This is a genomic window from Staphylococcus sp. 11262D007BW (assembly GCF_053547815.1).
In genome coordinates this window covers 119,776-132,495 of the sequence record NZ_JBPWPJ010000001.1, presented here as the reverse complement: position 1 = coordinate 132,495, position 12,720 = coordinate 119,776, and the positions used below count along the sequence as shown (strand labels likewise).

Annotated in this window: 15 protein-coding genes and 1 other annotated feature; all 15 genes read right to left on the bottom strand. The window is 36.4% G+C overall.

Features of this window, described 5'->3' with window-relative positions; genetic code table 11:
- Positions 1–24: 24 nt before the first annotated feature.
- A complete protein-coding gene (rpoB, locus tag ACEE93_RS00675; protein WP_449156198.1) occupies positions 25–3,576 on the bottom strand; it encodes a DNA-directed RNA polymerase subunit beta in 3,552 nt (1,183 codons plus the stop codon).
- Between the two features lie 210 nt (positions 3,577–3,786).
- Positions 3,787–4,395: a class I SAM-dependent methyltransferase gene (locus tag ACEE93_RS00670; RefSeq protein ID WP_449156197.1), complete on the bottom strand. Its 609-nt coding sequence runs from the start codon at positions 4,393–4,395 to the stop codon at positions 3,787–3,789.
- Positions 4,396–4,591: 196 nt separating this feature from the next.
- Complete coding sequence (rplL, locus tag ACEE93_RS00665) at positions 4,592–4,957, bottom strand: 50S ribosomal protein L7/L12 (protein ID WP_449156196.1); 366 nt, start codon at positions 4,955–4,957, stop codon at positions 4,592–4,594.
- A 31-nt stretch (positions 4,958–4,988) separates the two neighbouring features.
- On the bottom strand, positions 4,989–5,495 hold the full coding sequence (rplJ, locus tag ACEE93_RS00660) for a 50S ribosomal protein L10 (RefSeq protein ID WP_449156195.1): 507 nt from the start codon (positions 5,493–5,495) through the stop codon (positions 4,989–4,991).
- 48 nt (positions 5,496–5,543) lie between these two features.
- Positions 5,544–5,683: a sequence feature (ribosomal protein L10 leader region), on the bottom strand.
- A 46-nt stretch (positions 5,684–5,729) separates the two neighbouring features.
- Complete coding sequence (rplA, locus tag ACEE93_RS00655; RefSeq protein ID WP_449156194.1) at positions 5,730–6,425, bottom strand: 50S ribosomal protein L1; 696 nt, start codon at positions 6,423–6,425, stop codon at positions 5,730–5,732.
- A gap of 283 nt (positions 6,426–6,708) precedes the next feature.
- Positions 6,709–7,131 (bottom strand): 50S ribosomal protein L11, encoded by a 423-nt coding sequence (rplK, locus tag ACEE93_RS00650; protein WP_449156193.1) that lies wholly within the window; start codon positions 7,129–7,131, stop codon positions 6,709–6,711.
- A gap of 159 nt (positions 7,132–7,290) precedes the next feature.
- Entirely contained in the window at positions 7,291–7,839 is a 549-nt protein-coding gene (gene nusG, locus ACEE93_RS00645; RefSeq protein ID WP_449156192.1) for a transcription termination/antitermination protein NusG, read from the bottom strand.
- Positions 7,840–7,856: 17 nt separating this feature from the next.
- Positions 7,857–8,036, bottom strand: coding sequence for a preprotein translocase subunit SecE (gene secE / locus ACEE93_RS00640; RefSeq protein WP_449156191.1), 180 nt, complete (start codon positions 8,034–8,036; stop codon positions 7,857–7,859).
- 17 nt (positions 8,037–8,053) lie between these two features.
- On the bottom strand, positions 8,054–8,197 hold the full coding sequence (rpmG, locus tag ACEE93_RS00635; protein ID WP_449156190.1) for a 50S ribosomal protein L33: 144 nt from the start codon (positions 8,195–8,197) through the stop codon (positions 8,054–8,056).
- Between the two features lie 51 nt (positions 8,198–8,248).
- Positions 8,249–8,830, bottom strand: a complete 582-nt coding sequence (locus ACEE93_RS00630) for an RNA polymerase sigma factor (RefSeq protein ID WP_449156189.1) — start codon at positions 8,828–8,830, stop codon at positions 8,249–8,251.
- A 74-nt stretch (positions 8,831–8,904) separates the two neighbouring features.
- A complete protein-coding gene (locus tag ACEE93_RS00625; RefSeq protein ID WP_449156188.1) occupies positions 8,905–9,429 on the bottom strand; it encodes an NYN domain-containing protein in 525 nt (174 codons plus the stop codon).
- 3 nt (positions 9,430–9,432) lie between these two features.
- Positions 9,433–10,182, bottom strand: a complete 750-nt coding sequence (rlmB, locus tag ACEE93_RS00620; RefSeq protein WP_449156187.1) for a 23S rRNA (guanosine(2251)-2'-O)-methyltransferase RlmB — start codon at positions 10,180–10,182, stop codon at positions 9,433–9,435.
- Positions 10,183–10,187: 5 nt separating this feature from the next.
- Positions 10,188–10,538 (bottom strand): Mini-ribonuclease 3, encoded by a 351-nt coding sequence (locus tag ACEE93_RS00615; protein WP_449156209.1) that lies wholly within the window; start codon positions 10,536–10,538, stop codon positions 10,188–10,190.
- A gap of 43 nt (positions 10,539–10,581) precedes the next feature.
- Positions 10,582–11,982, bottom strand: a complete 1,401-nt coding sequence (gene cysS / locus ACEE93_RS00610) for a cysteine--tRNA ligase (protein WP_449156186.1) — start codon at positions 11,980–11,982, stop codon at positions 10,582–10,584.
- Positions 11,966–12,592, bottom strand: a complete 627-nt coding sequence (cysE, locus tag ACEE93_RS00605) for a serine O-acetyltransferase (RefSeq protein WP_449156208.1) — start codon at positions 12,590–12,592, stop codon at positions 11,966–11,968. Before cysE ends, cysS begins: the two co-directional genes overlap by 17 nt.
- Positions 12,593–12,720 lie beyond the last annotated feature (128 nt).

Below are 12,720 nucleotides of genomic sequence, written 5' to 3'. Positions count from 1 at the left end.
CAAATGCCTTAATTAGAAAATGGCTTATTCATTTGTCTCTTTTTGAGATTCTGGAACGCTTGATTGTTGAACATTTAATTTGCGATCAGGGACATCATCGTCACTTAAATCTCGCATTTCAATTTCGTTGTCGTTTTCATCCATCACTTTGACATCAAGACCTAAACTTTGTAACTCTTTCATTAATACGCGGAATGATTCCGGTACACTTGGTCTTGTGATGTTTTCACCTTTAACGATGGCTTCATAAGTTTTAACACGTCCAACAGTGTCATCAGATTTGTAAGTTAAAATTTCTTGTAATGTGTATGCAGCACCATACGCTTCTAGTGCCCATACCTCCATCTCACCAAATCTTTGACCACCAAATTGTGCTTTACCACCAAGTGGTTGTTGCGTAACTAATGAATATGGTCCAGTTGAACGCGCGTGTAATTTGTCGTCAACCATGTGTGCTAATTTAAGCATGTACATAACACCGACAGAAATACGGTTATCAAATGGTTCACCTGTACGTCCATCATATAATACCGTTTTACCATCACGTGCCATGCCTGCTTCTTCAATTGTTGACCATACGTCATCGTCATTGGCACCATCAAATACTGGTGACGCAACGTGAATACCTAAGTTTTTAGCAGCCATACCTAAATGTAACTCTAATACTTGTCCGATATTCATACGAGATGGTACACCAAGAGGGTTTAACATGATGTCGATAGGACGACCATCTGGTAAATAAGGCATATCTTCTTCAGGTACAATCTTAGAAATAACACCTTTGTTACCGTGACGACCACACATCTTATCCCCAACGTGAATTTTACGTTTTTGAACGATATAAACACGTACTAATTGGTTAACACCTGGAGATAATGAATCATCGCCCTCTTCACGGTTGAATACTTTGACATCTAGTACAATACCGCCAGCGCCATGTGGTACACGTAATGACGTATCACGTACTTCACGTGCTTTTTCACCGAAGATTGCATGAAGTAGACGTTCTTCAGCTGTTAATTCAGTTACACCTTTTGGCGTCACTTTACCAACTAAAATGTCTCCATCTTTAACTTCGGCACCTACATAAACGATACCACGATCATCTAAGTTTTTCAGAGCACTTTCTGAAACGTTAGGAATGTCTCGCGTAATTTCTTCAGGTCCTAATTTTGTATCACGTGCTTCAGATTCATATTCTTCAATGTGAATAGAAGTATAAACGTCATCTTTAACAAGACGCTCACTCATGATTACAGCATCTTCGTAGTTATAACCATCCCATGTCATGAAACCAACTACAACATTACGTCCTAATGCCATTTCTCCTAATTCCATAGATGGTCCATCTGCAAGAATTTCGCCTTTTTCTACGACATCTCCAGCAGCAATGATAGGGCGTTGGTTATAACAAGTTCCTGAGTTTGAACGTTTGAATTTAGCCAATGGATAACGGTCTAATTCACCTTCAACCTCTTGACCATTTTCTTCAATTAATCGTCTCACTAAAACTTCGCTAGATTGAACATGTTCAACACGACCTCTATGCTTACAAATAATAGCAGCACCAGAGTCACGTGCAGCAACGTGTTCCATTCCAGTACCAACAAATGGTGATTCTGGGTTTAATAAAGGTACCGCTTGACGTTGCATGTTCGCACCCATTAATGCACGGTTTGAGTCGTCGTTTTCTAAGAACGGAATACATGCTGTCGCAGCTGATACAACTTGTTTAGGTGAAACATCCATGTAATCCATTTTTTCTTTAGCCATTGTCGTATTGTTACCACGGAAACGACAAACAACTTCATCATCTAAGAAGCGACCTTCTTCATCTAAACGCGCATTCGCTTGTGCGACTACATAGCTATCTTCTTCATCAGCTGTTAAGTAGTCAATTTGGTCTGTAATTTTGTTAGATGCAATATCTACTTTACGATATGGTGTTTCGATAAAACCAAATTCATTCACACGCGCGTAACTTGATAATGAGTTGATTAAACCGATGTTTGGTCCCTCTGGTGTTTCAATTGGACACATACGACCATAGTGAGAATAGTGCACGTCACGTACTTCCATTTGGGCACGTTCTCTTGTTAAACCACCAGGTCCTAATGCAGATAAGCGTCGTTTATGTGTTAACTCTGCAAGTGGGTTGGCTTGGTCCATGAATTGTGATAATTGAGAACTACCAAAGAACTCTTTAATTGATGCGATTACAGGGCGAATATTAATTAATTGTTGTGGTGTGATAGAATCTGTATCTTGAATAGACATTCTCTCACGAACAACACGTTCCATTCTTGATAAACCAATACGGAATTGGTTTTGTAATAATTCCCCTACTGAACGTAAACGACGGTTTCCGAGATGGTCAATGTCATCTGTATAACCAATACCATGTAATAAGTTAAAGAAATAAGACATTGAAGCAACGATATCAGCTGGTGTGATACATTTTACCGCTGCATCTGGGAAAGCATTACCAATTACAGTCGTTGTACGGCCTTCTTCATCGTTTGGTACGTATACTTTGATAGATTGAACTTCAACTGGTTCATCTACAATGCTATTTGGAAGTTCATATACTTCAGCATTCGCATTTGTTTCAAGAACGTCCATAATTTCATCTAATTTACGACGATCTAGTACAGTACCTTCTTCAGCTACAATTTCACCTGTTTCAGTGTTCACGATTGGTTCAGCTAATTTTTGATTGAATAAACGATGCTTTAAGTGTAATTTTTTGTTTGCTTTATAACGACCCACGCTTGCTAAATCATAGCGTTTTGGATCAAAGAAACGTGAGTATAATAAGCTTTTTGCATTTTCTACTGTAGGTGGTTCACCTGGACGTAAACGTTCATAAATTTCTAATAAAGCTTGTTCTGTATTTTCAGTGTTATCTTTTTCTAAAGTATTACGTAAATACTCATTGTCACCGATTAATTCAATGATTTCTTGATCTGTAGAATAACCTAATGCACGTAATAACACAGTTAGTGGTAACTTTCTTGTGCGATCAATACGTACATAAACTACATCTTTGGCATCTGTTTCATACTCTAACCAAGCACCACGGTTAGGAATCACAGTCGCATCATAATTGACACGGCCATTTTTATCTAATTTTTCATTGAAGTATACGGATGGTGAACGAACTAATTGAGATACAATAACACGCTCTGCACCATTGATTACGAAAGTACCTGTTTCAGTCATTAATGGGAAATCACCCATAAAGACTTCTTGATCTTTTACTTCGCCTGTTTCTTTAATAATTAAACGAACTTTAACACGTAAAGGTGCTGCGTACGTTGCATCACGGTTTTTTGATTCTTCTAAGTCATATTTTGGTTCGCCTAATCGATAATCCACGAATTCTAATGATAAATTACCAGTGAAGTCTTCAATCGGCGAGATATCTCTAAACATCTCTAAAAGACCTTCATTTAAAAACCAGTCATATGATTTTGTTTGAATCTCTATAAGGTTTGGTAACTCTAAAACTTCTGAGATTCTTGCGTAGTTTCTACGTTTACGATGTCTTCCATATTGGACAAATTGACCTGCCAAACAGATTCACCCCTCAAAAATTGTGTCGTACTCACCATTAAAGGTCATGCAACAAGACAAAAAGAAAACGGTAGCTCATTAAAACGATGACACCATTTTCTATTCTGATAACCTATTTTAAATGTTACAATGAAACTTTAACCGTAAAAGTACACACTTATTGAACATAATTTTTTCATCTTAATACTTTATCACAGTCCAACTATAAAATCAAGATTTTACACTTTTTAATATATGATAACCCTTTTGATTTACAATGGACGCTACATTTCCAAAAACTTCACTCATCTTCTTTTTGGCTGAGGGCATACCTTGTTTTTTCTGAATAACCACATAAAGTACACCATTATCTTTTAACTTTTCATACGCATCTTCAAAAATCTGATGTACAATTTTTTTACCAGCTCTAATAGGCGGATTCGTTAAAATATAATCAGCAACATTGTCTTCGATATGAGTTAACCCATCACTTTCTTTAACGGTAACGTTTGAAATGTGATTGTTTTTAGCATTCTTTTTCGTTAATTCTAAAGCACGATGATTCACATCTACCATCGTTACTTCATCATGGGGTGCAACTTTAGCGAGCATTAAACCAATCGGCCCATATCCACACCCTACGTCTACAATTGTTTTTTTGGCACCTGGTGGATGTTCTTTTAAAAATGTGTTGATTAATAAATCTGAACCAAAATCTACCTTATCTTTAGAAAAAACACCTGCATCGGTTGTTAAACTGAGCTGGTGGTGTTTGTAATAGTACTTCGTTTCTTTTTCATTTGTTTCGACATCCGGATGCGAATCATAATAATGACTCATATGTCACACCTCATTTAAATAATATTCGTTTTTAAAGTGATAAGTAATAATCAGTTAATCGATCCATGTGCTCATGTGAAAAATCATAACGTTATACATCAAAAACGATACTTTGAATTTTAGACAAATAAAAGTTGTATAATAAAGACAAAAACCCGCTATTCCGTAAAATAGCGGGTTTTCACTTATCAATACCTTATTTTAATTCTACAGAAGCTCCAACTTCTTCTAATTGTTCTTTAAGTTTTTCAGCTTCTTCTTTAGGCATAGCTTCTTTGATTACGCTTGGCGCACCGTCAACTAATTCTTTAGCATCTTTTAAGCCTAAGCCAGTTGCTTCTTTAACTGCTTTAACAACTTTGATTTTTGATGATCCAGCTGAAGTTAATTCAACATCAAATTCAGATTTTTCTTCTGCTGCGTCTCCACCTGCTGCACCTGCTGCTGCAACTGGAGCTGCTGCTGTTACACCAAATTCTTCTTCGATTGCTTTAACTAAGTCGTTTAATTCTAAAACTGACATTTCTTTAATTGCTTCAATAATTTGTTCTTGATTAGCCATTTTTTATTCCTCCAATTTTTAAAGTATATAATTACTCAGCGTTTTCTTCGTTTTCTTTATCTTCTCCAACAGCTTTAACTGCATAAGCAAAGTTGCGCATTGGAGCTTGTAATACTGAAAGAAGCATAGATACAAGACCGTCGTGTGAAGGTAAAGATCCAACTGTTTTAACTTCTTCAGCAGTGATTAAGTTGCCTTCCATTACACCTGTTTTCACTTCTAGAGCTTCGTGCTCTTTAGCGAAACCAGCGATAACTTTTGCTGGTGCGACAACATCTTCAGTTGTGAATGCTACAGCTGTAGGACCAGTTAAGTGTTCATCTAATCCTTCGATACCAGCTTTTTCAGCAGCACGACGTAACATAGTGTTTTTGTAAACTTTATATTCAACGCCTGCTTCACGTAATTGTTTACGTAATTCTGTAACTTCAGCAACTGTTAAACCACGATAATCAACTAATACTGTTGAAATAGAGTTTTTAAGTTGATCAGCAATGACATCTACATGTTGCTTTTTCGCTTCAATAATCTTAGACATTTAGACACCTCCATAAATCGTTTTGGGTGCTTTATCTATTTAAGTTACCACTTAAATAAAAAAGCACTTTTTACCCTCGGCAAAAAGTGCTTGAAAGTTTTCACGTTCAAGTCAATTTAGCCTCGGTAGGATAAGCGTTTAAGTTCATTTTGAACTCCTACTGTCTTAGGTAAAATATTCAACAAAATTTAATATATCGGTTTTCGTGTAATAAGTCAACCGTTTTTATTATTTTTATAGTTTAAAGTTAGTTGTATCAACTTTTACGCCAGGACCCATTGTTGTTGTTACAGCAACAGATTTGAAGTAAGTACCTTTTGCTGAAGATGGTTTAGCTTTAGTTAATACATCTTGTAAAGCTCTGAAGTTTTCTACTAATTTATCAGTATCAAATGATACTTTACCAATTGAAGCATGTACAATACCTGCTTTTTCAGCACGATATTCTACTTTACCTGCTTTGATTTCTTCAACTGCTTTTTTAACGTCCATAGTTACAGTGCCTGTTTTAGGGTTTGGCATTAAGCCTTTAGGTCCTAATACGCGACCTAATTTACCTACTTCGCCCATCATGTCAGGTGTTGCAACAACTACATCAAAGTCAAACCAACCTTGTTGGATTTTGTTTACGTAGTCTGCATCGCCAACATAGTCAGCACCTGCTTCTTCCGCTTCTGTAATTTTATCACCTTTAGCGAATACTAATACACGTTGTGATTTACCAGTACCATGTGGTAATACAACTGCTCCGCGAATTTGCTGATCGTTTTTACGTGTATCGATTCCTAAACGAAATGCAACTTCAACTGAAGCATCGAAGTTAGCAATAGACGTTTCTTTAGCTAATTTAATCGCTTCTTCTACTGAATAGAATGTTTGGCGATCAATTTTGCTAGCAGCTTCTTGATACTTTTTACCTTTTTTAGCCATTATTTTTCCTCCTTTAGTGGTTTTATCGGATTGTCCTCCCACATTTAGAGCGTGCATTCTTCATGCGTTACACATAAATCCGTTTGCTCGCTCAGTAAAGCGATGAGATTTATCTCATCTCATTATAAAATGATGAGAGACTGGAACAACCACTTGTCAATTGTTCACGTCAAAAATGAGCAACAGCAAGCGATTCGACATTGTGTGTCCCAACCTCTTCAAACTGTTTTCGTTTCATTATATTTAATAACGATTGTGTTATGTTACTTAAATAATGTGTGTATTACTCAACTGTGATACCCATGCTGCGTGCTGTACCTTCAACGATACGCATAGCTGCTTCTTCATCAGCTGCATTTAAGTCAGGCATTTTTGTTTGAGCAATCTCACGTACTTGATCTTTTGTTACGCTAGCAACTTTGTTTTTGTTTGGTTCGCCTGAACCTTTTTCAATACCAGCTGCTTTTTTCAATAACACTGCTGCAGGTGGTGTTTTAGTAATAAATGTAAATGAACGATCTTCATATACATAAATTTCTACTGGAATAATTAAACCTGCTTGTTCTTGCGTACGTGCGTTAAATTCCTTTGTAAAAGCCATAATGTTCACACCGGCTTGACCTAATGCAGGACCAACTGGTGGTGCTGGGTTTGCTTTACCTGCTGGAATTTGTAATTTAACAACTTTTTCTACTTTTTTAGCCACGATGTGCACCTCCTTGATATCGTGATGTGGTCACAGGGTTCAATTTTACCCTCCCACTCATTAAACATTTCGTGACGAAATGTAGCGCTATAAACGCGCGACCTCGTTATTATAACACTGTTGTTGTCATATTACAACACTTAATTTTATTTCTATTTACTAGAGTTTTTCGATTTGGTCGAATTCCACTTCTACAGGCGTTTCACGACCAAACATGTCGACTAATACAGTTAATTTAAATTTGTCTGCTTCGATTTCTTTAACTTCTCCGACTTGGTTCGCAAATGGGCCTGATGTAATGCGTACTTGTTCACCTAAGTCAACTTCGACATCAATTGTTTTTTCATTCATGCCCATTTGTTTTAAAATGAATCTCACCTCATCAGGTAACAATGGGTTTGGTTTTGAACCCGCACCCGCAGAGCCTACAAATCCAGTTACACCTGGTGTATTACGTACGACATACCAAGATTCATCTGTCATGACTAATTCAACTAATACATAACCTGGAAATGTCTTTTTAGTTAATTTTTTAGCTTTTCCATCTTTAACTTGTGTCTCTTCTTCTTCTGGAATGACTACTCTAAAAATTTGCTCAGTCATGTTCATAGATTCAACACGTTTTTCTAAATTCTTTTTCACTTTATTTTCATATCCAGAATAGGTATGAACTGCATACCAACGTTTAGCACCTAACGCTTCAGACATGTCGACAACTCCTTAAACTATTTTATGATTTCGATTAATTGACCAATTGCAAGATCTAATCCATAGAAAAAGACTAGAAAGAATAAAACTGTAAATACTACAATTGTGGTATATTTAACAAGCTCCGGACCGGTAGGCCAGCTTGTTTTTTCCATTTCTGATTTAACACCTTGGAAGAAATTTTCTTTTTTTGCCACAGCAGTGTTCCCTCCATTTACTTAGATTCTTTATGCACTGTATGTGTGTTACAAGTCGTACAAAATTTTTTTAATTGTAATCGTTCGTTACTTTGTGATGACTTTGGAATGTGATAATTACGGTTTCCACATTTCTCACAGATTAAAGGCACTTTTTTCAATATAACTCACCTTATTCCTATAATACCAATTTACTATACATAAGTTAACATTCAGTTGTCAAACACCTTCTCCAACTGTAGGATTGTTTTTAACTTTTTACGCAAACGAAAAATCGCGTTGTAAACTTTTTTTGGATTCACACTTAAATGTTGGGCGATTTCATTTGGTGCCCACTCTTCTATTAAATAGTTTAACACTTGTATTTCAAATGCGCTTAATACATCGATGTGTTTCTCAATACATTCCAATATGGTGTCTGCCTCGATTTGGCTAAGCAAACTTTCGCTTTTCCTTTGAATCATACCTTCATAGTTTGCTGCACATTCATTAATATAATTGGTTAATTGGGCCGCTCGCTTTAATTTTTTTCGGCGGTAATCCATTTTTCTTAGATAAATCGCCTTGTTAATATAGTGATCTAATGGAATATCATGGTGAAATTCATGATAACAGAGCCTTTGATAAATAACCCATATTGCTTCTTGTAACACATCTTCGTAGTCTTCTTGCAGTACACTAAAATCCTTTAACCCTTTTCGTGCTAATGCTTCAATATGTCGAATTGTTTGTTCACCTGTATCACGACGTCTCGGTTTAAAATCGTCCGAATTTGAACAGGACTGTTGCGTCATCCACTTTCCTCACCTTCAACAAATTTTTCTTATCATATCTGTTGAAGCGTTGAAAAATCAAGAGCAAGGAAATGTCATTCTTGATAACGTCCTCTCCTTATTTTTTCGAATTCCGTAAGCACATCTTCTGGCAGTTGAATACGGGTTCTCGGTTTAGTCGATTCAATGGTTGATATTGATTTTGATACTGTGTTTTTATTCTCATTTAAATGTCGCCACATTTCTCGAGAAGAAAGTCTGTAAGCACCTGTACCAAAAATAGCATGTTGCTCACTCATGTCACTCGTTACCACTGTAATATGCGTCGTATGTTTGTTGTAAATGTTATAAACATATCGTTCGATATAACTATCAGCCGTTTCGTTCTCTTTAGTGAACACGACATGCACGCCGTGATAAACGGTTTCTGATTGGGGTGATTCTTGTTCATAGGCATCAAACACGCAAATAATTTTACCTTTTACCAATGCGTTGTAATTCGCTATTTCAATAAGCAGCTGTTCTCTCGCTTCTTCTAAATTATCTTTAGCTACACGACTTAGCTCATCCGACTGACCAATCATATTATATCCATCAATAATGACATAATAATCTTTCATAATTTAGTCGTCACCACCAATAGGTTGTCTTTTACGTAACACTTCATACATCATTAAACTCGCTGCAACGGACGCATTTAAACTATTTACATGACCGACCATTGGAATTTTAATATAAAAATCACACTTCTCTTTAACACGTCGACTCATACCTTGCCCTTCACTGCCAATCACAATTGCAAGTGGCATATCTACTTGCATGTGTCTATAATCCGTTGCATTGTTCGCTTCTGTACCTGCCACCCAGTACCCTTTATCTTTTAAGGTATCAATCGTTTGAGATAAGTTCGTTACTCGAATGACCGGAACATGTTGAATAGCTCCCGTAGAAGCTTTAGCTACGACTTGTGTTAAAGCTACAGAACGACGTTTAGGAATAATAATGCCACTCACACCTGTTGCATCTGCAGTTCTTAAAATTGACCCTAAATTATGCGGATCTTCTAAACCATCTAGGATTAAAACCGTTGATAATTCATTTTTTTGGTCTTCTTCGTCTAAAAATGTTTGTAATGGCTTATATTCATAAGGCGCAATATACGCTGCAATCCCTTGATGTGGTGATTGGGAAATAGCATCCAATTTTGATTTTGGCACCGTTTGGACGACAAGTTTTAAAGATTTAGCTTTTTTTAAAATATCTTCAATTTGTTGCTTTTTTATCCCTTCTTGAATGAGTAGCTTGTTGATGACATGTTTGCTAGCCATCGCCTCTTTTACCGCATGACGTCCAACAATTACTTCTGATTCCATTGCTCTCAACTACTTTCTTCTACATATTTTATAATTAAGTCTAATAAGGTATTTAATCGCGTTTGGTTTCCTTCTAAATATAAATACCCTATGATGGCCTCAAGCCCAGAACTTTTTCGATATGTTTGGACATCTGTATTTTTAGCTTTCGTATAACTTTTAGCATTGCGACCTCGTTTTACAATAGTTAACTCTTCTTCTGTAAACCATTGTTGATCAAGTAACTGTTCTAAAGTACGCGCTTGGCTTTTAGCAGACACAAATCGTTTGGCTTGTTGATGTAGACGATTCGGTTTACTTCTTAGTTTCAAAATGATGTGTTGTCTGACATACTGATCGAGTACTGCGTCACCCATATAAGCTAAAGTGAGAGGGTTTAATAGTTTAACATTCAATGCATTAGCCACGTTTAAATCTCACGCCTTGAGGTGTGTCTTCTAATATAATATTTTGCTCTTTTAATTGATCTCTTATCTCATCAGCCCGTTCAAAGTTCTTTTCTTTGCGCGCTTGATTTCTTTCTTCAATTAACGCTTCTACCTCTTCATCTAATAATTCCTCAGACGCCTTACCTTCAAGTGGGACACCTAATACGTCACTAAAGATCGCAAACACTTCTTTAAATCGCTCAATAACCGTTGTTGACGTATGTGTTTCTAATAAGTATTTATTGGCTAATTTAGCTAAATCATACCATGCTGTAATCGCATTCGCCGTATTAAAATCATCATCCATTACCGTTTCAAATTGGTCTAAAATCTGGTTGATGTCCTTGATGTAAACTTCATCATTATCTAAGTCCATTGCTACTTTTTCTCTCGCAACTAGCGCTTGATAACTATTTCGAATGCGTTCTAAACCTCTCTTGGCCGCTTCTACAAGTTCAAGATTGTAATTGATTGGACTACGATAATGGACACTAATCATGAAAAAGCGTAAAACATCTGGATCAATTTCTTTAATAATGTCGTGTACTAAAATAAAGTTTCCTAATGACTTACTCATTTTTTCATTATCGATATTAATGAAACCGTTATGCATCCAGTAATTCGCAAATGGCGCATGATTGTGCGCTTCTGATTGCGCAATCTCATTTTCGTGGTGTGGAAATTGTAAATCACTACCGCCTGCATGAATATCAATTGTCGCCCCTAACTTCTCAAAAGCCATAACTGAACATTCGATGTGCCAACCTGGGCGTCCTTTACCAAATGGACTATCCCAACTGATTTCTCCAGGCTTAGCTTTTTTCCATAACGTAAAATCAAGTGCGTCTTCTTTTTGTTCACCTTGTTCAATACGTGCACCTACTTTTAAGTCATCTATAGACTGATGACTTAACTTACCATAGCCTTCAAATTGACGTGTTTTAAAATAAACATCGCCGCCGCTTTCATAAGCATAACCTTCATCTACTAATTGTTTAATAAAATCAATAATATCATCCATATGATCCATCACACGTGGATTTGATGTCGCTTTTTTAACATTTAATGCCCCTGTATCTTCATAAAAGGCTTTAATATAACGTTCAGCAATGGACGGTACGCTTTCATTTAATTCTTTAGAGCGTTTAATTAATTTATCATCGACATCTGTGAAATTTGAAACATAGTTGACTTCATATCCTTTATATTCAAGATAACGACGTACGACATCATAATTAATAGCCGGGCGTGCATTACCAATATGGATATAGTTATATACTGTTGGTCCACAGACATACATTTTAACTTTACCTTCTTCAATCGGTCGAAAAGGTTCTTTTTGTCGTGTCAGCGTATTATATAATGTAATCATCTTTGATCTCTCCATTTTTAGTTTGTTCAAGTTGTTTTTCAAGTTGCTTAATTTGCTCATAAATTGGGTCTGGTAAATTAAGATGATCGAATGTTTTACCAATTCTCTTACCATCTTGTTTAACAATGCGTCCTGGAATACCTACGACAGTCGTATAGCTTGGCACATTTCTTAACACTACAGAGTTTGCACCAATATTAACGTTAGAGTCCACTTTAATGTTACCTAACACCTTTGATCCTGCAGCAATTAATACATTATCTCCAATATCAGGGTGACGTTTTCCTTTTTCTTTTCCTGTACCTCCAAGCGTCACACCTTGGTAAATTGTAACGTTATCTCCAATCGTACATGTTTCACCAATTACAACGCCCATCCCATGGTCAATAAAAAGACGTCTGCCTATTTTAGCACCTGGATGAATTTCAATCCCTGTAAAAAAGCGTGATACCTGTGAGATGATTCGAGCTAATGTATATCTTTTTTTATTGTATAAACGATGTGCGATAAGATGACTCCATACAGCATGTAAACCAGCATAAGTTGTAATGACCTCAAACGTTGAACGAGCTGCTGGGTCCTGTTCAAAAACCATGTTGACATCATCCATTATTCGTCTTAACACTTGTATTTCCCCCTTTTAAAAAAAGCACCTCCAACATTACTGTCAGAGGTGCTTATAGCACGGTTCCACTCTCAATTAGTTCATATCCGTTTAACGTGATATTTAAACGGTAC

What these genes read in the sequence shown, in the direction of transcription:
- rplL (WP_449156196.1), bottom strand. Translation starts at nt 4,957, where the DNA reads ATGGCTAATCAAGAACAAATTATTGAAGCAATTAAAGAAATGTCAGTT.
- ACEE93_RS00625 (WP_449156188.1), bottom strand. Translation starts at nt 9,429, where the DNA reads ATGAAAGATTATTATGTCATTATTGATGGATATAATATGATTGGTCAG.
- rplJ (WP_449156195.1), bottom strand. Translation starts at nt 5,495, where the DNA reads ATGTCTAAGATTATTGAAGCGAAAAAGCAACATGTAGATGTCATTGCT.
- ACEE93_RS00670 (WP_449156197.1), bottom strand. Translation starts at nt 4,395, where the DNA reads ATGAGTCATTATTATGATTCGCATCCGGATGTCGAAACAAATGAAAAA.
- cysS (WP_449156186.1), bottom strand. Translation starts at nt 11,982, where the DNA reads ATGATTACATTATATAATACGCTGACACGACAAAAAGAACCTTTTCGA.
- rlmB (WP_449156187.1), bottom strand. Translation starts at nt 10,182, where the DNA reads ATGGAATCAGAAGTAATTGTTGGACGTCATGCGGTAAAAGAGGCGATG.
- ACEE93_RS00615 (WP_449156209.1), bottom strand. Translation starts at nt 10,538, where the DNA reads ATGGGTGACGCAGTACTCGATCAGTATGTCAGACAACACATCATTTTG.
- rplA (WP_449156194.1), bottom strand. Translation starts at nt 6,425, where the DNA reads ATGGCTAAAAAAGGTAAAAAGTATCAAGAAGCTGCTAGCAAAATTGAT.
- cysE (WP_449156208.1), bottom strand. Translation starts at nt 12,592, where the DNA reads ATGGATGATGTCAACATGGTTTTTGAACAGGACCCAGCAGCTCGTTCA.
- ACEE93_RS00630 (WP_449156189.1), bottom strand. Translation starts at nt 8,830, where the DNA reads ATGACGCAACAGTCCTGTTCAAATTCGGACGATTTTAAACCGAGACGT.
- nusG (WP_449156192.1), bottom strand. Translation starts at nt 7,839, where the DNA reads ATGTCTGAAGCGTTAGGTGCTAAACGTTGGTATGCAGTTCATACCTAT.